Raw genomic sequence first — 19,733 nt, forward strand, 5'->3', positions numbered from 1 at the left:
CAACAGCCCCCAGCCCCTGCTCCACCACCGCATCGCCATGACCTTCCGCCTCTCCCAGTTGAACTACCGTCACATCTGGATTGCATCTGTGATGCCAATGCCAGACATGCTCGCAGTCCCATATCCGCACAGCCTCAAGGCCTCACATCCCGCGCGGACAGGTGTTTCATTTCCCTCACCAGGAGTGACAAGGGAATGACAGGGAAAGCCATTCCCCACGGCGGTCCCTCCGAGGGGAAGATGCCCCCGGTGCCGGTCGCTCACCGGGCGAGCGGGAGCGGCGTCGGGCTCATCGCGATCCTCCAGGGTCCAAAGCCAGCACCCGTGTCAGCACATCGGGCCCACGGGCCTCGACCCTGGCGGCCGGAAGAAGCCCTGCCGCACCCGCGCAACGACTTGCATCCTCGTCACCGGGGTGCGTCCTCATGCCCCCACGCTCCCTCGTCACCCGAGCGTCTGCGTGACCCACGCCCATCCGCCCCGCCCGACGCCCACGGCCCCTCGCGCGGATTCGGCTAACCTCCGCCGCACGCGCCATGGCCGAGGACGCCTCCACCCCGACGACATCCCCCCGGCTGTCCTTCCCCCGGCTCCTGCTCGTGCGCCTCTGGAGCCTGTGGCTGGACGCGGTGAACCGGGCGGCGGACCTGGCCGTCCTCGTATGGCGCCCACGACTGCTCGGACCCGCGCTGTCCCTGTGGCTGCGCGAGCTGCTCGTGTCGCCCTACCGGCCGCGTCGCTCCTTCGAGGTGGTCCGCCTCCTCCAGTCCAGCGGCCAGGGCTTCGACGAGCTGATGTACGGCGAGGCGCCCGTGCACACCGCCCTGTCGCTCTTCCGGCAGGCCGGGCTCACCGCCCATGGCCACCTGGTGGACCTGGGCGCCGGACGCGGCCGGGCCCTGCTCGCCGCGCGCTGGCTGGGCGCCCGGGCCACGGGCATCGAGCTGCTCGAGGAGCACGTCACCCTCGCCTCCGCCCCCCTGTCCCGAGCCGGCGCCGTGCTGCGTCAGGGCGACGCGGCCCTGGCCGACCTGGGCGAGGCCACCCATGTCCTCGTCAACTGGACGGCCCTGTCCCCCCAGACGCGCACCCGACTCGTCGCCCGCCTGCGCACCTGCCGCCCCGGCACCCGCGTCCTCACGGTGACGCGCCCCATCGAGGCCCCGGGCTTCACCGTGCGCTCCCGACACCGCGCCCTCTTCACCTGGGGCCTCGAGCCCGTCTGGATTCACGAAGTCCCGGACTCCGCCGCCCAGGTCCCGACTTCCACCGCTTGAGAATCCCCGCCCGTCCGAGGGAGTGGGTGCACCCGACCCTCCAGTGGCTTCCTCTCGTGGGCCTTACTGTCTAGTCTCGCCGGTCCGATACCGGCCGGCGGGACCCGGGAGCGGTGCGTCCCTCTTTCCGTGCCGGATGACCCGGGCCCCGGACCTCCCCCTTCCTGGGCCCCACAGGAGCAGACTCAGATGAAGGCTTGGATGGCCGTGGCGATGCTGGCGGTGGTTCCCCTCGTCGGATGCGGTGGCTCGCGTGAGCTGAACCGCGCGCGCGCCGAGACGAACGTGCTGAAGAAGACCACGGAGGAGCTGCGCTCGGAGAACGAGGCGCTGAAGACCAAGGTGACCGAGCTGGAGGGCGAGGTGGCCAGCGTCACCAAGGAGCGCGATGACCTGAAGGCCGCCGTCGAGCAGGCCGCCGCCGAGGCCGCCGCCGCTGCCCAGTCCGCCGGCAAGAAGCGCAAGAAGTAGTCGGGGGACCCGCCGATGACCGGGGCGCGCACCCAGGCGGTCCATGTCCACGACGGCTGCGACGTGTACGTGGGCCGGGCCTTCCGCGCGTGGGCGAAGCCTGGCCCCACCAACCCCGTGCCCGGTCGCTTCGGCAACCCCTTCAAGCCCGGTGGCGTCGGCACCCCGGGCGCCCTGTGGAAGAAGTACTTCGCCCCCTGGGTCGCCGGGCTGCCGGGCGCGGAGCCACAGCGCATCCACGAGGAGGCCCTCCACCGCATGGGGCCGGACGTGGACGCCTTCGAGTCCTTCCGCTGGTACCTGGAGCTGCGCTCCCGCCATGACGCCGCCTGGCGCGAGGACGTGCTCGCCCTGCGCGGCAAGCGCCTGGGGTGCTGGTGCAAGCCCGGCCCCTGTCACGCCGACGTGCTGGTGTCCTGGCTGGACTCGCGCGCGAAGCGCTGAGGCCCCACGCGCCCGTGTCGACATGTCGGGCTCGCGCTCCGACGTGTCGGAAGCCGTGTCGACCCGGCTGTCGGAGGCCGTGTCGACGGGGCTCTCCCTCGGAGGACCGGGCTCGGGGCGCGCGGCACGCGCGCTGCACTGAGGGCAGGCACCGGGGGCACGCGAGGCCCCTGGCCCATCCCTTCCCACAGGAGTGCGCCATGCCCGAAGTGAGCGTCGAGAAGCCGACCCAGACGAAGCCCGGCCCCGAGTCCACCGAGAGCCTCACCGCCACCATCGTCAACCAGACCTCGGGCGACCTGGTGCTGCTGAAGTCCGCCACGGACGAGCAGTGGACGCTGGCGCCCCCGAGCGTCATCCCCGCCGGCCAGTCCGGGCGCTTCATCAGCCCCGGGGACTTCAGCAACCCGTCCGCGGGCTATGTCGTGTACCAGGCGTCCGCGGTGAACAACGCCACCTTCACGCTGAACTGGACCATCCCCTCGGTGGGCCCCAACAGCTTCAGCTGGCCGACGAGCCCGGGGCTGGTCGCGAACGAGAGCGGCTCGCTGAGCGGCTGGAACATCTCCGCGTCCTGGTTCGTCAGCGCGGGCTGAAGCGCGCGGGCGGGGCCGCGGGCCTCATGCTCCCGACTCGGCTAGCATGAGGCCCCGGCCACCATGTCTCCGACGCTCGCCGATGTGTCCACCGCCGCCATGCCCCAACGCGGTGGAGGTCCGCAGGGGCCTCGCCTCGTGCCCGCGCTGACGCTCGTCTCGCATCCCGTGCCCGCGCGCGTCGGAGAGCGGCTCCGACTGGATGCGCTCGTGGCGGGACGCGAGGTGGCGCTGTCTCGCAACGCACCGGACTTCACGCGTCCCGGGTCCGCGCTGGGACAGCCGCTGAACGACCCGTTCATCAGTCGCAAGCCGTTGACGTTCGCCCCGGGCTCGAAGCCGGGGAGCGTGCGGCTGACGTGCACGGCCGGTGGCGAGCGCGTGGTCATCGCCGGCTCGGCGCTGGAGGGCACCTGGGAGCTGTCGGAGGCGGAGCTCCTCCAGGGGGTGCCGCTCGAGCTGGGCGGGCGCGTGGTGGTGCTGCTGCACCTCATGGACGCGGCGGAGGACTCGGCCACGGTGGACACGCTCGGCATGGTGGGCGAGAGCACCGGGGTGCGCCGGCTGCGTCGACACATCGAGCGCGTGGCGGACCTGGATGTGCCCGTGCTCATCCGCGGCGAGACGGGGACGGGCAAGGAGCGCGTGGCCCAGGCCATCCATCAGCGCAGCCGTCGACGCGACGGCCGCTTCCTCAGTGTCAACCTGGGCGCCATCCCGAAGGAGCTGGCCGCGGCGGAGCTGTTCGGTACGCAGAAGGGCGCGTACACGGGCGCGGCGCAGAGCCGTGAGGGCTTCTTCCGCGCGGCGCATGGGGGCACCCTCTTCCTCGACGAAGTAGGCGAGGCGCCGCCCGAGGTCCAGGTGATGCTGCTGCGCGTGCTGGAGACGGGCGAGCTGTATCCCGTCGGAGGCACCACGCCGGTGGCCGTGGACGTGCGGCTGCTCGCCGCCACGGATGCGGACCTGGACGAGCGCATCCGTGATGGGCGCTTCAAGGCGCCGCTGCTGCACCGGCTCGCGGGCTACGAGGTGCACGTGCCTCCGCTGCGCGAGCGGCGCGAGGACCTGGGCCGGCTGTTCTTCCACTTCGCCCGCGAGGAGCTGGCGGCGCTGGGCGAGGCGCATCGGCTGGACAACGAGGACGCGTATGCGGCGCCGTGGCTGCCCGCGCCGCTGGCGACGCGGCTGGTGCGCTTTCCGTGGCCAGGCAACATCCGACAGCTTCGCAACCTCGCGCGGCAGCTCGTCATCGGCAGCCGGGGTGAGCCGACGCTCCAGGCCGAGCCTCGGCTGGAGCATGAGCTGGAGGTGGCCGCGGCCTCGACCCCTGGGGCCTCGGTGTCTTCGCCCGAGCCCGCCGCGGAGGCCCGGACTCCGGCGACACCGCGTCGCAAGGCCTCACAGGTGACGGAGCAGGAGCTGCTGGCCGCGCTGCGCGAGCATGCGTGGGACCTGAAGGCCACCGCCGAGGCGCTGGGCATTCCCCGGCCGTCGCTCTACGACCTCATCGACAAGAGCCCGAACCTGCGCACCGCGGGCGACCTTCGCTCGGAGGAGATTGCCCGGGCCCACGAGGCACACGGCGGTGACCTGGACGCGATGGCCCGAGCGCTGGAGGTGTCTCGCAAGGCGCTGGGCCGGCGCATGAAGGAGCTGGGCCTGACGCCTCGCGGTGAGTGACACGCTCCCGCGTGGCACAAGGCATGCTGTCTCCACGCGCATCGCGACATGTGTCGATGGGAGGGAACGTGAGGAACGGAAGCTGGGTCCTGGGAGTGTTGCTCGTTGCGGGCTGGGCGGCGTGCGCGTCACGGACGCGTGAGACGGTGGGCGCGCCGGAGTCGAGCTCACGGCAAGCGCAGGTGGACGACCTGCCCCGCTTGCAGCAGACCGATGGAGGCTGCGCGGTGGACCCGTGCCTGGCGGGAGACTCGGGCTGTCTGGACATCGCCGTGGAGACCGGGAGCGTGGGGAAGCGGTTCGACCCGAGGCCCGGCGCGAAGGGCTGGACGCTGTGCTCCGGCCAGGGACTCGAAATCACCTCCGACCTGGACAAGGACCTGTGCATCGACCTGCGCGACGTGCGCTCGACCGCGGATGGAGGCGTCGTCGCCCTGACGAAGCTGCGGAGCAAGGGCTCATGGTCCGACCCCAACCTGCCCTCGGGCGAGTACTGCCTGAGCATCTGTGACGACAAGGACGACCACTGCGCGCAGGGCTGCAAGGACTCCGACTGCGTCACGGATGACCAGACCATCCGCGGCAACCTCGATGTCGTCACCAAGGTGCCCGAGCCCACCGGGGAATCCGACTGACGCGCCCCCTCACCGCGACTCCGCCACGGAGAGCAGCGGACTCCACGCGCGCGTGAGGTGCGGATTGTCGCCGAGCGCGCGGGACAACAGCTCGCGCGCCTCGGGATGGGAGCTCCCCGTCTCCGTCGAGGCCAGGAGCAACCCGGCGCGCAAGGCCCGCGCCCGTGGCCACGTGGGCCTCGCCGCGAGGACCTCCTGCGTGAGCACCCGCCCACGCTCCAGCCGCCTGGCGTCACTCGCACCGGGCCGCTGTCCCCATGCCAGACAGAAGCGCGCGAAGGCCAGGCGGTGCTCGGGCTGGGTGGGCTCCAACGCGAGGGCCTGTTCGAACGCATGCTCGACCTGCGTGAGCGACTCCGCGTCTCCCTTCGCGAGCGCCTCGAGGGCCAGCGCCTCGCCCAGCTCCCGCCACGCCTGGGCCTGCTTCGGATTCAGCGTCAGCGCGCGACGCAGGGCCTGGACGGCCTCCGTCAGCACGGGCTCCACCGGCCGTCGCCGCGCGCGCCTCCACTCGGCCTCCGCCAGGAGCGCCGTGCCCAGGTTCATCCACGGCGGGGCCAGGTCCGGCACCTTCTCCAGCGCGTCCTTCAGCGCGACGCGCGCCGCCTTCACCTCGGCCTCGGGAGAGCGCCCCTCCAGCACTCGCATCCGCGCACGCCACGCGTGGACCTCGCCCACGTTGTTCTGTCCGTAGCCCTGGGCCGGCGCCAGCGCGATGGCCTGCTCGAACGACTCCAGGGCCTCGCGCAGCGACGGCTCCGGGTCTCCCCCTCGTTCCCAGGTGTCCTTCGCCTGCTCGAACCCCACCGTGCCCAGGCCGTTGTGCAGCGGAGGCAGCCTCGGGTTGATGGCCACACCGCGCAGATACGCCTCACGGGCCCGCAACAACGTCGGTCTCGCGTCCGCGCCCGAGTCGCGCTGCCTCGTGGCCCGGGCCAGGTGCACCTCACCCTCGTAGAACCAGGGCACCACGTGCGCGGGGTTGAGGGTCCGCGCGCGCTCCAGGGCGGAGGCGGCCCTGTCCAGGTCCTCCACGGGGCTCGGCGCCCGGGGATTCGTGGCGCGCGCGAGGTACTCGGTCCCCAGGTTGATCCACGCCTCGGGCCGCTTCGCGTCCAACGCGACCGCGCGCTCGTGCGAGTCGATGGCCCGCTGCCGATAGGGCAGCGAGTCGCCCCCCACGCCGTCCTCGTGGTCCGCCCACACGCGGAACACCTGCCCGTGGTCGGCGTGGAAGTCGTAGTCCCACGTCTCGGGGCTCGCGCGGTCGAAGGCGGCGACGGCCTCGCGCAGGGAGTCCCGAGGGTCCAGCCCCTTCTCCTGCCGCAGCCGGGCCCGCTGCCAGTGCACCAGGGCCAGCTCATGCAAGCCCTGGAGTCGCAGCGGCGACAGCGCCATCGCCCGACGCGCCGAGGCCAGGGCCTTGTCCAACAGCGGCTCCACCTCACCGCCCCGCCGGGCGTGATGCTCGGCGAGGCGCCGGTGGAAGCCCGCCTCCAGCTCATGGGCCTCCGCATCATCCGGCGCGAGCAACAGCGCCTGGGACACCGCCACCATGCCCCGCTCGTAGTGAGGCGCCACCTCGCCCTGGCCATACAGCGCGAGCAACAGCGCCCAGCCCTCCAGGCGCGCCCGCGCGAGCGCCACGGCGGGCACGCTGCGACCGATGTCCGCCGCGTGTGCATAGGCGCGCCGTGCCTCCTCCAGGTCCGCGAGCGCGCCCTCCCGCTGTCCCGTGTTCCAGCGACTCGCGGCCCGCGTCACCAGGATGTCCCCGCGCAGCAACGGGGCCTCGTGGAACCAGGGCGGTCGCGAGCCCGGCGCCTCCAGCTTCGCCAGCGCCTCGTCGAGGCGGTTCTCCAGGAACGCGAGCAGCGCGGCCACGTACTCCGGAGAGGGGACCTGGGCCCCTTCGCTCCGGCGCAGGAAGTCACGCGCCGTCTCACCGAACCGACGGGTGGCGTCGTGGAGCCGCTTCGCGCGGGTCGTCTCGTCCCGGGTCCGCTCGGCGTCCAGTCGCGCGCGCTGGTACAGGTGGCTCAGGACCAGGGCCAGCGAGTACGCCACGCGCGGCTCGGTGTTGCCCGCCCGCCACGCCGCATCCAGGTGATGGTGCGCGAGCAGGTCGTCCCCGAGCGCGAGGTGTGCGCGCCCCAGCGCATAGTGTCCGGGGCCATCCGCCATGGGCCCCGCCTCGCGCATCGCGGCCTCCAGCTCGCGCATGCGCTGGCGCAGGGCCTCGCGGTCCGCGCGCGTGTCGTGCGCGGGAGCGATGCCCGTGTAACGGACCTGGGCCTCGATGCGCTCCACCTGCTCCGTGAACCGGCGGGCCAGGGCCTCGCGCTGGGAGACCTCGCGACGGGCGAGCACCCCCTGCCCCAGCGCGAGCGACACCACGACGAGCGCCCCCGTCCCCAAGGCCACGGAGCGACGGTGCCTGCGCAGCCACTTGCGCGCGCGGTAGCCCGGACCGGTGCGCGCGAGCACGGGCGCGCCATCGAGGAAGCGGGACAGGTCCTCCGCCAGCTCACGCGCCGAGCCGTACCGCGCGGAGCGGTCCTTCTCCAGGCACTTGAGGGTGATGGCCTCCAGGTCCACGGGGATGTCCGCGTCCAGGGCCCGCGGAGGACGCGGCTCCACGGTGGCGATGTTGCCGAGCACCTCCAGCCCGTTCTCACCCGGGATGGGCGCGCGCCCCGTCAACAGCGCGTAGAGCGTGGCGCCCAGGCCGTACACGTCCGCGCGGCGGTCCAGTCGGGTGACCTCCCCTCGGGCCTGCTCGGGCGACATGAAGTGCGGCGTGCCGAGCACGGTGCCCGTCGCGGTGGCGCTCTCCTTCCAGTCGCGCGCGAGCCCGAAGTCCATGACGTACACGGACAGCTCGCCGTCGGCGGAGCGCTCGACCAGGAGGTTGGAGGGCTTGAGGTCGCGATGGATGAGCCCGGCGCGATGCGCGGCGTGCACCCCCTCGGCGGCGTCGCGCAGGACGCGGGCCTTCTGCTCGACGCCGAGCGACTCCACCAGCGACTGGAGCGGCAGCCCGTCCACGTAGCGCATGGCGATGTAGACGCGCCCCTGGACCTCGCCGACCTCGTACACCTCGCAGACCCGGGGGTGGGAGACGCGCGCCTGCGCACGGGCCTCCGCGACGAACCGACGCGCGAGCTCCGGCTCGTCCCCGCGCACGAACTTCAGCGCCACGTGACGATGCAGCCGCGCGTCCCACGCGAGGAACACGCGGCCCATGCCGCCCTGGCCGAGGAAGCGCACGGGCGAGTAGCGCTCCCAGCCCGGCACCGGGAACGCGGGCACGTCGACGTCGGCGTCGGCGGGCACCCGCCCGGGTGGCACCTCCGCGCCGAGCCTGTCCGAGGCACCCGGCGGGCTCCCGCCTGGGAGGCTGAGCGTGTCGTCAGCGGCCGGCGCGCCTCCAGGGCGTACGTGGACGACCTCCGCCGCGACAGCGACAGCGCCCGCCACGGGAGCCCCTGGCGTCAACGGCTCGCGACGCTCGAGCGCGGGAGTCACGGACGCAACCGGGGAGGCCCCTGGGGTCACCGCCGCCTCGCGCCCGTTCATCGCCGAGGGCACACCGTCCGCTCCGGCGCGCCCGAGCCCGGACGTGGCCCGCCCGCCCGGCGCCGCGAGCGCGCCCTCCCGCGACTCCACCGGCTCGCACATCCGCACCAGGGACGCATACGTGTCCTCGGAGAGTCGGCCTCGCGCGCGGAGCAACTCCAGGGGGCGCTGTCCCAGCCGCGCGGCCTCGGCGCGCAGCACCTCCACCTCGTCGCGAGCGAGGAGTCCCTCGGCGACCGCCTGCCGCAGCTGCGCTTCGTCCTGCTCGCTCACGCTGGCGCGCTCCTCGGGCCCGAGGCCCTCCCCGCGAGCCTACCGAAATGCGCGCACGCCTCGCGCGTCACACCGGGATGTCCATCCACGGCCGGATGGGACGCTCCTCGCGGAACTTCTCGATGACCTCGCTCATCTCCCACGGCGTCCGCGTGTCCGCGAGCGCCTCCAGGTACAGGCACCTGCGCGCCACCGCCGACAAGTCGAACGCCCAGTACATGCTCATCAGCGGGTTGATCCACAGCGTGCTGCCCTGCGTCCGCACCGTGCGGTGCACGTCGCCGTACTCGCCCTCCAGCGCGGACACCACGGAGAGCGAGACGATGCTCGGGGCCCTCGGCATCCGCTCACACACGAACGACACCGCGTCCTTGTACCGCGCCACCTCCGGCATCGACTCCAGCAGCGCGGTGACGCCCAGGTAGCCCCCGTCCTTGCTGAGCGCGGCCACCGACTCCAGGAAGTGCGCGTGACAGACCCCGTGGTGCCGGTCCACGCCGAAGCCCAGACACACCACCAGCTTCGTCATCTCCGGCAGCGCCTGCACCGCGCCCAGGCTGGAGATGTCCTCCACCGGCGTGCCCAGTCCGACCTCATCCCCGCGCATCAGGATGTCCGTGCCCCCATCCACCAGCGCCACCGCGTCGAACCCGAGCCGCGCGTGCAGGGACGCGTACGCCTCCCGCACCGGCGCCACGCCGCCCCGGTCCAGGCAGTGGATGGACACCGCCTCCCCCTGACGCGCGAACCAGCGCGCCAGCCACCCCTCCGGGAAGTAGTGCTCCGGCCCCGCCGTGGTGGCGTCCACGCGGACCACCCCTGGCGCCGTCCACTCCCCCTGGACGGCCTCCAGCCGCGTGAAGCTCATGTTCGCCAGCGACACCGTCTTGCCCTGCGCGCGCAGGCGGAAGTACAGCGGCAGCCCGCTGAACACGTCGAAGCCTCCACCGCCCCCGGCGATGAGCACGTGGCGGGCGGAGGCGAGTCGCTCGAACAGCGGAGAAGTGCACAAGTCCACGACGGGAGCTCCCTTCACCGGGCCCTGGAGCATCACCCACAGGGCGGCGTACCGACACCTCCGGTATATAGCGCCGCCATGTCCACCCTCATCCTCAGCGCGAAAGAGCTGCGCGGTCTCTACACCGTCGAGCTCGGCCTCCAGGCCGTCGAGAAGGCCTTCCGGGCCCATGGCCGTGGCGAGTCCCTCATGCCGCCCAAGGTGTACCTCTCCCTGCCGCGGTACGACGGCGACTTCCGCGCCATGCCCGCGTTCCTCGACGGCGCGGCCGGCGTGAAGTGGGTCAACGCCCATCCCCAGAACCCCAAGAAGCACGGCCTGCCCACCGTGCGCGCCCTCTACATCCTCAGCGACCCGGACACCGCGTCCCCGCTCGCCATCCTCGACGGCACCTGGCTCACCGCGTGGCGCACCGGCTGCGCCGGCGGCGTCGCGTCCAAGTACCTGGCCAGGCCCAAGCCCCGCACGCTCGGGCTCGTCGGCTGCGGCGTGCAGGCCCGCGTCCTCATCGACGCGCACCGCGCCCTGTTCGGGGAGCTGGAGCTGCTGCTCGCCGATGCGTCCGACGCCGCCGCGAAGGCGCTCCAGGCCGAGAAGGGCGGCCGCGTGGTCAGCCTCCAGGAGGCCTCCGGCGCGGACATCGTCTGCACCTCCACGCCCTCGCGCACCCCGGTGGTGAAGCGCGAGTGGCTCAAGGCCGGCGTCCACATCAACGCGATGGGCGCGGACGCCCCCGGCAAGCAGGAGCTGGACCCGCGCATCCTCACCGAGGGCCGCGTCTTCATCGACGACACCGAGCAGGCCCTGCACTCCGGCGAGGTCAACGTCCCCCTGCACGACGGCGTGCTGCGCGCCGAGCAGATTGCCGGCACCCTCGGCGAGGTCGTCGCCGGCAAGAAGCCCGGCCGCTCCGGGGAGGAGCTCACCATCTTCGACTCCACCGGCCTCGCGCTGCAGGACGTGGCCCTCGCCCGCGCCCTCTACGACGTCGCCCGGGCCAAGGGCGTCGGCCAGACGCTCGACATCGTCGGAGGCTGAAGCCCGGCCCGGGAAGGCCGTGTCCCACCTCGCGCGAGCGGACACCCCGCGCGAGGTCTGCGCCCCGCTGAGATGCACCGCGGTGTCGCACCGTGGTCCTCACCTCTCCTCGCGCGGAGCCGCCCCCACTTCACGGCCGTGAGGCCGACACACCCGCTCGAGCGCGCCCCCCACCCCGCCCGGCGGTGTGCTCGCGGCCTCGTGACGGGGCGTCACGGAAGTCCCACTTGCGGGTCCTTCCAGACCAATCCGGGCACGCCACTCTCCCACGGACGGTGGGTGTCACTTAAAACCCCGTTATCACTGAAACTGTCTGATTTTCGGTGACTGGACAATTTCAATCACTGTGGAGTATTCCACATATACGCGCTGCCTGTGGGGGGGCCAAACGACATCCTGGAGGAGCTGACCTGGGAGGATGACCTCGAGTCATCCGCCCGGAGAGGCCGGATTGTGTCCAGGCGCCCCGGAGGTGACGCGCCCAGTGCCAATGCCTGGCACCGGCCCTTCGCCTGTCCGGAGACCCATGTTCCACCCCGCCTCGTCGCGGCGTGTCGCGCGTCCGTCGGCCCTCGTCGGCCTCGTGACGCTGCTGCTCGCCTTCCTGTCCACGCCTGCCGCCGCGCAGACGCAGACCAACGCCCAGGCCACCCAACGGGCCATCAACTTCCTGAGCTCGGATGTGGCCACGTGGGTGTCGGCCAACGGCTGCGCGGCATGCCACCGCGTGGGCGCATCGACGTTCGGCCTGGCCGCGGCGCGGGCCAACGGCTACGACATGAGCGTCGTCGTCTCGAACGGGCGGACCAACCAGTACAACCTGGAGTTCCTCGGCCAGCGCATCAAGACGGAGCAGCTGGCGAACGGCTCGTGGATTCACGAGGGCACGTCGTTCCGCAACGAGAAGACGTCCTACTCCACGTTCGGCCTGGCCGGGTACGACCAGTACGTGTCCACGCAGTACAGCGCGGGGCTGGTGGCGGCGGCCAACTGGGCGCTGCTCACGCAGGAGGCCAGCGGCCGGTGGCCGTCGGACCACGCCAACTTCCCGGTGGACCACGGCAGCGTGCCCACCACCGCGCGCATCATGGTGGGCATCGCCCAGGCGAAGCAGCGCGTGGACCCGGCCCGGGCAGCGCAGTACCAGACCGCCCTGGACCGCGCCGCCGCCTACCTGCGCGCCAACCTGGACAACGCGGACCAGTCCGCCACGGGCAACGGCATGCCGTACACCTTCCAGGTGGCCTGGGCCGTGGTGGGCCTGAAGGCCGCGGGCCCTGGCCCCTCCAACGTGAACACCACCGCCATCGACACGCTGGCCAACCGGCTGCTCACCCGCGCCTCGCCCGGCAACCCGGGCTGGGGTGACCTGCCCAACACGGCCGCCAACGACATGTCCACCGGCAGCGCCATCTACGCCCTGTGCCTGGCCGGCCGCGAGCCCGCCACGGACCCGCGCGTGCGCAGCAGCATCGAGTGGCTCAAGACGCGCCAGTCCGCGGACGGCAGCTGGCGCACGGGCTCGGCCACGTTCGACATCCCCACGACGTTCGCGGCGCTGGGCCTGTCCTGCTACGGCGACTTCAGCGTGCACGTCACGGTGGTGAGCGAGGCGCGCAAGGAGCTGGTCATCGGCTCGCAGCAGGGCCAGCAGACGACGTTCACCTTCAACGTGAAGAACCACGGCTACCAGGCGGACACGTACACGCTGAGCACGTCGGGCGGGCTCCCCGGCTGGGCCTCCTTCCCCAACCCCGTCAGCGTCTTCCTGCCCGCGGGCGGCGAGGGCACCGTCACCGTCACCGTCAACGCGCCGGCGAACCTGCTGCCCGCGCTCACGTCCGAGTTCACGCTCACCGCCACGTCCGGCGGCGCCCCGGGCGTGTCCGGCTCCGCGCGCGTCAACGCGTACACGCCGCCCCTGCCGCCCGTCACGGGCCTGGCCACCACGACCACCATCCAGGCGCCCGCGGTCAACGCGCACATCACCATCGGCACGGGCAACGTGCTGTCGGCGCGCGTGCGTGACGCCAACAACAACCCCGTCGTGGGCCCCACCCACGGCGTCGTGACGTTCTACGTGGCCGGCGTCCCGGTGGGCGCGGACGCGGACGTCAACGCGGACGGCCTGTTCACCTTCGACTGGGTGCCGCCTTCCGACGCGTGGACGGTGACGGGCGCGCAGGACTTCCGCGCGGTGTACTCGGGCATCGAGCGTCAGGCGCCGCTGTCCAACCTGCTGGGCAGCACCGACTCACGCACCGTCATCATCGACCCGTTCCCGCACCTGACGCCGTCGGTCACCATCGGCAACCCGCCCGCCTTCACCCGCGAGACGACGCTGGACATCTGGGGCTACGCCACGCCGCGCGCCCCGGGCGCGGTCGTCACGTACGCGGCCTTCATCATCAACGGCGCCACCGTCATCCCGCTCACGCCGGGCAACGGCGGCCTCATCTACACGACCATCACCCTGCAGGAAGGCCCCAACATCATCCAGCTCACCGCGCGCGACAGCTTCGGCGGGGTGACGACGAAGCAGGTCAACCTCACGGTGGACCGCGTGCCGCCCATCCTGACGGTGCAGTCGCCGGTGAACGGCGCGGCGCTGGGGCAGCTCAACGTGACGGTGACGTCGTCGGTGCAGGACCAGACGCCGGTGCGCGTGGAGACGCAGTGGGTGGCGTCGTCCATCCTGGAGTTCGGCAACGGCACGGTGGAGCACACGGTGCCGATGAACTACGGCGACCAGGTCATCCTGGTGCGCGCCACGGACAGCGCCTTCAACGTGACGGAGAAGCTGGTGTTCATCTGGGTGGACCCGGGCACGCCCGTCGTCTCCACCAACCCCGGTGACAACCAGACCTTCGGCGCGCAGCCCAACCACCAGCTGACGTACACGGTCAACGTGCAGTCCCTGTCCGCCACGACGGTGCGCATCAACGGCGGCGCGGCGCTGTCGGTGGCGCGCGGCGGTGGCGCGGTGCAGAGCACGCTGACGCTCAGCCCGGGCGTCAACAACCTCTCCATCGTCACGCTGAGCGAGACGGGCGTGTCCACCACCACCACGCGTCGGGTGAACTACGACGTGCAGGCCCCCACCGCCACGCTGCTGTCGCCCGCCTCGGGCACCACGGTGAGCGGCACCATCACCCTGCGCGCGCGCGTCACCGACAACTTCGGCCCCATCACCAACGTGGGCTTCAGCCGCGACATGTCCGGCATCCGCCCGGGCACGCAGCAGGCGAACGGTGACTGGACCGCGTCGCTCGACACCACCGAGCTGCTGGATGGCTCGCACACCGTCGACGTGTGGATGAGCGACGGCGTGGGCAACTCCACCGTCCAGCGCTTCAACTTCTTCGTCGACAACTGATGCCCCCGTAGGTCCGGGGTGGCCTCTTCGCAGGAGGCCACCCCGTTGCTCCGGGTGGGCCCGGCCGCGCGGCCGTCTCAGGCCCGCGGCGCGACGCGTGGTCCGCCAGGCCACCCCGAGCCGTCGCGCCCGTGGCCCCACGCCGGACCGCTCAGCCCAGCAGCGCGGCCAGCGTCGCGTGGCCCTTCTGCCGGGCGCGGTCCGCCGCCGTCTCCCCCTCCAGGTTGCGCAGCGACTTGTTCGCGCCCGCGGCGAGCAGCACCTCCACCACCTCCTGCAGACCGTTGCGCGCCGCCGTGTGCAGGGGCGTGTTCCCATCCAGGTCCGGGATGTCCGGGTTGGCCTTGCGCGCCAGCAGCGCCTGCACGCTGCTCACGAGCCCCTTCCACGACGCAAGGAACAGGGGCGTCGCGCCCGACGCGTCGCGCGCGTCGACGTCCTGGGAGGGCCGGTGCTCGAGCACCAGCGCCAGCGCCGCGAAGCGCTTCATCGCCGCGTAGTGCAGCAGGTTCTGCTGGTCTGGCGCCACGGGCCTCGTGGTGTCGAGCCCCGTCTCCAGCATCGCCTTGATGACCGAGGGCGGCTGCCCCAGCCCCACCGCCATGGAGGCGGGCGTGACGAGCACCTGCTCCGGCGGCGTGCCCAGGTCCACCCACTCGTCCAGCGGCGCGCCCGCGGCGACGAGCGCCAGGACGAACTCCTCCGGCAGCCGGTGCAGGAGCGCCTTCGCCAGCGCCGTCTCACCCTTCTGGTCCTTCGTGCCCGGCTTCGCGCCGTGCGCGAGCAGCAGCTTCACCGCCGCCCCCGCCATGTGCTCGCGCTCGCCCTTCTTGTACCGGTCCCCCTCGCGCTCGCGGTACAGCTGCACCAGCAGGTGCAGCGGCGCCATGCCGGACGTGCCCACCGCGTCCGGGTTCGCCCCCGCCTTCAACAGCGCCTCCGCGATGCCCAGGTGGTGCGTGCGCAGCGCCAGCTCCAGCGGCGTCACCGACGCCTTGGCGCTCACCCCGTCCGCCTTCGCCCCCCGCGCGAGCAGCACCTCCACCGCGCCCAGCGCCGCCGCCGACGTGCCGCGCACACAGGCCTGGTGCAGCGCCGTCCAGCCCTCCTCCTCGTCACCCTCCTCGCCCTGCGCCGCGTTCACGTCCGCGCCCGCGTCCAGCAGGACCGTCAGGATGTCCCGCGCCTTCGTGCCTTCGCGCGAGGCCGCCACGGCGAGCGGCGCCCGACCGAACCCATCGCGGACACTCCAATCCGCCGTCGCGACCTGCGTCTTCACGGCGGCGACATCGTCCTGGGAGATGGCTTCGAGCAGCGCTTGAGACATTCGAGGATTCTCCTTCCTGTCCCCACGCACGAGAGCGACGAGCACCGGGATGGGCCACGAGAAGAGGCGTGAGACAGGCCGCCTTCCTCGCATGTTTCAGCGTGCACGGTCAGCAGCCAACCGCGATGACACGATGCATCCATCGCCGCGAGCAGTGCACACGGACCTCACGAGACTGGACACACCCTGGAGTCTGACATTGTGAGAGCCCCGTCTCGCGAGCCGCGAGAGCCACAGGGCCCGGCGCCTCGCTCGCCCACCGAGGCGGGGCTCGGGCACGTTACACAATGACTGTCATTCGGGATTCCATGGACAGGAGGAATCGACTCGCGGATTCCCGAGCAAATCCCCTGTGTTCACCCAGTATGCCGCTCTCGCGGACCCCCTCTTCATGACCCGGTGCTGGGTCTGATGACACCTTCTACACCTGCCCTGCAGGCAGGCGCGAAAGTGCGGGCTCCTTTGTTTGTGATTGAGCGCGTGCCGGTCATGATTCGTCCCGGGCGCCGAGTCTCTGGGCGTGCACCGCGCGCGGGCCCGGCTCCATGGGAACACGTCCGATGTCCATCCGCGCGCGCTCGCTTCGCTCCGTCTCGTCCTCGCTCTGGGGGCTCGTGCTCGTCACGCTGCTGTCGGCCACGGCCTCTCGCGCGAACGAGCGCGTGGCGACGGCCCAGCGCGCGCTCGACTTCGTCAGCGCGGACGCCGTCACGTGGACGAAGGACCAGGGCTGCACCTCATGCCACCGCCACGGCGCCACGCTCTTCGGCCTCACCCAGGCCAGCGCCAACGGCTTCGACCTGGACACCGTCACGACCAACGGGCGCACCAACCGCGAGAACATGGAGCGGCTCGCGCGCGACTTGCTCGTGGGCCAGGACGCGAGCGGCTCGTGGGTCCTGGAGGGCGTGCACTACCGCAACGCGTACACCAGCTACGCGGCCTTCGGGCTCGCGGGCTACGACGCGAAGGTGGGCCACCGGCACGCGGAGGCGCTCGCGCGCGCGGCGGACTGGGCCGTGAGCACGCAGGAGCTGAGCGGGCGCTGGGTGGAGGACTATCCGCTCCGGCCCGTAGGCGCCTCCAACATGGGCGTCACCGCGCGGCTGATGACGGCGCTCGCCCAGGCCCGCGTGCACGCCGACCCGGCTCGCGCCGCCCGGTACCAGGACGCGCTCCGCCGCGCCGCCGCGTACCTGCGCGAGCACCTGAGCGACCTGTCGGAAGGGCCCTTCGACGACGCCCAGCGCTACACGTACCAGGTGGCGTGGACGGCCGTGGGCCTGAAGGCCGCGGGCCCCGGTGAGCAGGGCGAGAACACGGCCGCGCTGGAGTCCGTGGCCACACGGCTGCTCGCCACGCGCACGCTCGGCGATGCGCCGGGCTGGGGCGGCCTCGACGGTGAGGCACCGGACGAGACCTCCACCAGCTTCGCCCTGTACGCGCTGTGCCTCGCGGGCCGCACGCCGGAGCAGGAGCCTCGCGTCGCGCGGGCGCTCGAGTGGCTCATCTCACGGCAGGCCGAGGACGGAGGCTGGGGCGTGGGCACCTCGCGCCACCCGGACATCCCCACCACCTTCGCCACGCTCGCGCTGTCCTGCTTCCCCGACAAGGGTGATGGCGTCAGCGTCACCGTGGACGACGCCGCGAACAAACCCGTGGCCCAGGCCCTGCCCCATCCCCAGCGCGTCATGTACACGCTCTGGATCCTCCACGAGGGCGCGCGCGCGGACACGTTCACGCTCGAGGCCTCGGGCGGGCTGCCGGGCTGGACGGCGACGCTGGACCGCACCACCGTGACGCTCGCTCCGGGTGAGCGGACCTCCGTGACGCTCTCGGTGGGAACGCCCGTCGAGCTCGCCCCATCCCTCACCTCGGAGGTCCAGGTGACGGCCACGTCGATGAGCAGGCCGGGCGTTTCGGGCGCGACGTGGGTCACCGCGTACACGAATCCTCCGCCTCCCACCGAGGGCCTGGAGACCACCACCACGGTGCTCGCGGGTGCGCAGCTCACGGTGGGCCGGGACAACCCGCTGTCGGCCCGCGTGACGAGCGCCGATGGCTGGCGCGCACGGGGCCCGGGACAGGGGCAGGTGACGTTCCAGGTGGCCGGCGTCACCGTGGGGACGGACCACGACGCGGATGGGGATGGGGTGTACTCGGTGGTGTGGCGGCCGCGAGGGAGCTGGGAGATGCTGGGCGCCTCGGAGGTGCGCGCGGTGTACTCGGGCGTGACGCTCCAGCCTCGCGAGGCGAACCGCCTGGGCAGCAGCGGGACGCGCGCGGTGGAGATTCTGCCATCGCCGGACCCGCTGCCCTCGGTGACGCTGTGCGGACTGCCCGACTTCATGGGCGAGACGAGCCTGGGCGTGTGCGGCTTCGTGACGGCGCTGGCGCCCGGGGCCACCATCGAGTCCGCCGCGTTCATCCTCCACGGTGAGCAGTACCCGGTGGTGCCCGAGGAAAGCGGCGGCTTCGTGTGGACGGAGCTCCCGCTGCGCGACGGCCTCAACGTCATCCAGCTGGTGGCCACCGACACGTTCGGCGGACGCTCCAGCCAGCAGGCCACGGTGCGCGTGGACGCGGTGGCGCCTGGCATCACCGTGCTGTACCCCGCGGAGGGCTCGATGGTGGGCTCGCTGCTGACGGAGGTCCGCGTGTGGGTGGACGATGCCTCCCCCGTGCGCGTGGAGACCAACTGGGTGCACGTCACGGAGGTGCCCGCGGGCGGAGGACTGGTGGCGCACGAGCTGGCGCTCACCCCCGGGGCCAACGAGGTGCTGATTCGCGCGACGGACGCGGCGGGCCACGTCACGGAGCACGTGCTCACCTTCTGGGTGGACGCCGAGGCGCCGTGGCTCGTGGCGGGCCTTCCGGACGGGTGGCTCGTGGGGCCGCAGCCCGGGGACATGATGGACTACGAGCTGGCCGTGTACTCGGAGTCCGCCACGCGGGTGGAGGTGACGCCCGGCGGGGGCTCGTACGAGGTGCCGCGCGGCGGAGGCGTCTTCGTGGCCCGGCTGCCCCTGGTGCCTGGGGACAACGTCTTCACGATGGTCGCGACGAGCGAGACGGGCCTGAGCACCACCCTCACCCGCACGGTGCGCTACGACGACACGCCCCCGCGCGCCCAGCTGCTCTCACCCGGACCGGACGAGGCCGTCTCCGGCATCGTGGTGCTGGAGGCCCGGGTGACGGACGACGTGAGCGGCGTGAGGAGCGTGGCCTTCACGCGGGACGGCTCGGGCATCCGCGCGGGGACGGACCAGGGTGATGGCGTGTGGACGGCGGAGCTGGACACGCGCGAGCTGCTGGACGGCCCTCACACCGTGGAGGTGTGGATGGAGGACTCCGCGGGGAACTTCATCATCCAGACCTTCCCCTTCGTCACCCGCAACCAGCCGTAGCGCGACGTCAGCGCGGCAGGGGCGTGGCCACGTAGTCCGTCCCCTGGTCCGCGTGGCAGCCGTGGCACGTGTCGTGGCCCCGGCCGTAGTAGTTGTCGTCGTAGTCGGGGCCGAAGCCCTCGTAGAAGACCCAGGTGTCCTTGCCGGTGCCCTCGGCCACCTTGATGTCGAGGGCGTGGCCTCGCGTCGTGCGGCCGTCCGACTCGAACAGCTCCTTCACGGTGATGCTGCCCACGGGGTGGACGCGGTTGCCCTCCGCCATGGAGCGGGCCAGCACGTCGTTGAAGAACACCCGCACCCGGTCGCCATGGGAGCGCACCGAGCGACGGGGCGCCGGCTCCGCGAGCCACTCCCGATAGCGCCCCTCCCGCACGAAGGCGGTGATGCCCGCCTCGGACGTGTCCAGGCCTCCCACCTCCCCCAGGCCCTCGTCGACGGAGGACGAGGGTCCACAGGCGACCAGGGCCAGGAGCACGGTGCACGGCAGGCAGGAGGGACGCATGGGGGGCCTCGTGAGCAGAGGCGCGGACCGGAGCCGGCCCGCGCGGGGACACCCTCGCTACGCCGGGGCGCACCCGCGGGTTACAGCCCGGGGATTTCCGGGGGTTT

At 72.3% G+C, this 19,733-nt stretch carries 13 protein-coding genes; 9 read left to right on the top strand and 4 right to left on the bottom strand.

Going from position 1 to position 19,733, the window contains the following annotated elements:
• Nucleotides 1–536 precede the first annotated feature (536 nt).
• The 6 genes from FL311_RS11590 (at nucleotide 537) to FL311_RS11615 (ending at nucleotide 5,106) form a co-directional block, all read left to right on the top strand.
• Nucleotides 537–1,277 (top strand): cyclopropane-fatty-acyl-phospholipid synthase family protein, encoded by a 741-nt coding sequence (locus tag FL311_RS11590; protein ID WP_228556820.1) that lies wholly within the window; start codon nucleotides 537–539, stop codon nucleotides 1,275–1,277.
• Between the two features lie 189 nt (nucleotides 1,278–1,466).
• On the top strand, nucleotides 1,467–1,748 hold the full coding sequence (locus FL311_RS11595; protein WP_141325103.1) for a hypothetical protein: 282 nt from the start codon (nucleotides 1,467–1,469) through the stop codon (nucleotides 1,746–1,748).
• 15 nt (nucleotides 1,749–1,763) lie between these two features.
• On the top strand, nucleotides 1,764–2,192 hold the full coding sequence (locus FL311_RS11600) for a DUF4326 domain-containing protein (protein ID WP_141325104.1): 429 nt from the start codon (nucleotides 1,764–1,766) through the stop codon (nucleotides 2,190–2,192).
• 200 nt (nucleotides 2,193–2,392) lie between these two features.
• Nucleotides 2,393–2,788, top strand: a complete 396-nt coding sequence (locus FL311_RS11605) for a hypothetical protein (protein WP_141325105.1) — start codon at nucleotides 2,393–2,395, stop codon at nucleotides 2,786–2,788.
• 63 nt (nucleotides 2,789–2,851) lie between these two features.
• Entirely contained in the window at nucleotides 2,852–4,471 is a 1,620-nt protein-coding gene (locus FL311_RS11610; protein WP_141325106.1) for a sigma 54-interacting transcriptional regulator, read from the top strand.
• Between the two features lie 68 nt (nucleotides 4,472–4,539).
• The gene (locus FL311_RS11615) at nucleotides 4,540–5,106 is read left to right on the top strand and encodes a hypothetical protein (protein ID WP_141325107.1); all 567 of its coding nucleotides are present in this window, start codon (nucleotides 4,540–4,542) and stop codon (nucleotides 5,104–5,106) included.
• A 9-nt stretch (nucleotides 5,107–5,115) separates the two neighbouring features.
• On the opposite strand, the gene FL311_RS11620 is transcribed toward FL311_RS11615, so the two are convergent.
• Together FL311_RS11620 and FL311_RS11625 are read right to left on the bottom strand one after the other, a co-directional pair.
• A complete protein-coding gene (locus tag FL311_RS11620) occupies nucleotides 5,116–8,958 on the bottom strand; it encodes a protein kinase (RefSeq protein WP_305036147.1) in 3,843 nt (1,280 codons plus the stop codon).
• A gap of 67 nt (nucleotides 8,959–9,025) precedes the next feature.
• Nucleotides 9,026–9,976 (bottom strand): DUF1152 domain-containing protein, encoded by a 951-nt coding sequence (locus tag FL311_RS11625; RefSeq protein ID WP_141325108.1) that lies wholly within the window; start codon nucleotides 9,974–9,976, stop codon nucleotides 9,026–9,028.
• A gap of 78 nt (nucleotides 9,977–10,054) precedes the next feature.
• Here FL311_RS11625 and FL311_RS11630 point away from each other — a divergent pair, with 78 nt between their 5' ends.
• Nucleotides 10,055–11,014, top strand: a complete 960-nt coding sequence (locus FL311_RS11630; RefSeq protein WP_141325109.1) for an ornithine cyclodeaminase family protein — start codon at nucleotides 10,055–10,057, stop codon at nucleotides 11,012–11,014.
• Nucleotides 11,015–11,540: 526 nt separating this feature from the next.
• Complete coding sequence (locus tag FL311_RS11635; RefSeq protein ID WP_194869168.1) at nucleotides 11,541–14,390, top strand: Ig-like domain-containing protein; 2,850 nt, start codon at nucleotides 11,541–11,543, stop codon at nucleotides 14,388–14,390.
• Nucleotides 14,391–14,541: 151 nt separating this feature from the next.
• Here FL311_RS11635 and FL311_RS45020 read toward each other — a convergent pair whose 3' ends face one another.
• On the bottom strand, nucleotides 14,542–15,717 hold the full coding sequence (locus FL311_RS45020) for an ankyrin repeat domain-containing protein (RefSeq protein WP_228556822.1): 1,176 nt from the start codon (nucleotides 15,715–15,717) through the stop codon (nucleotides 14,542–14,544).
• A 560-nt stretch (nucleotides 15,718–16,277) separates the two neighbouring features.
• Here FL311_RS45020 and FL311_RS11645 point away from each other — a divergent pair.
• The gene (locus FL311_RS11645) at nucleotides 16,278–19,124 is read left to right on the top strand and encodes an Ig-like domain-containing protein (protein ID WP_141325112.1); all 2,847 of its coding nucleotides are present in this window, start codon (nucleotides 16,278–16,280) and stop codon (nucleotides 19,122–19,124) included.
• A 7-nt stretch (nucleotides 19,125–19,131) separates the two neighbouring features.
• On the opposite strand, the gene FL311_RS11650 is transcribed toward FL311_RS11645, so the two are convergent.
• On the bottom strand, nucleotides 19,132–19,626 hold the full coding sequence (locus tag FL311_RS11650) for a hypothetical protein (RefSeq protein WP_141325113.1): 495 nt from the start codon (nucleotides 19,624–19,626) through the stop codon (nucleotides 19,132–19,134).
• Between the last annotated feature and the right edge of the window lie 107 nt (nucleotides 19,627–19,733).

Origin of the sequence: Myxococcus sp. AB025B (genome assembly GCF_006518215.1) — a bacterium.
GTDB lineage: Bacteria > Myxococcota > Myxococcia > Myxococcales > Myxococcaceae > Myxococcus > Myxococcus fulvus.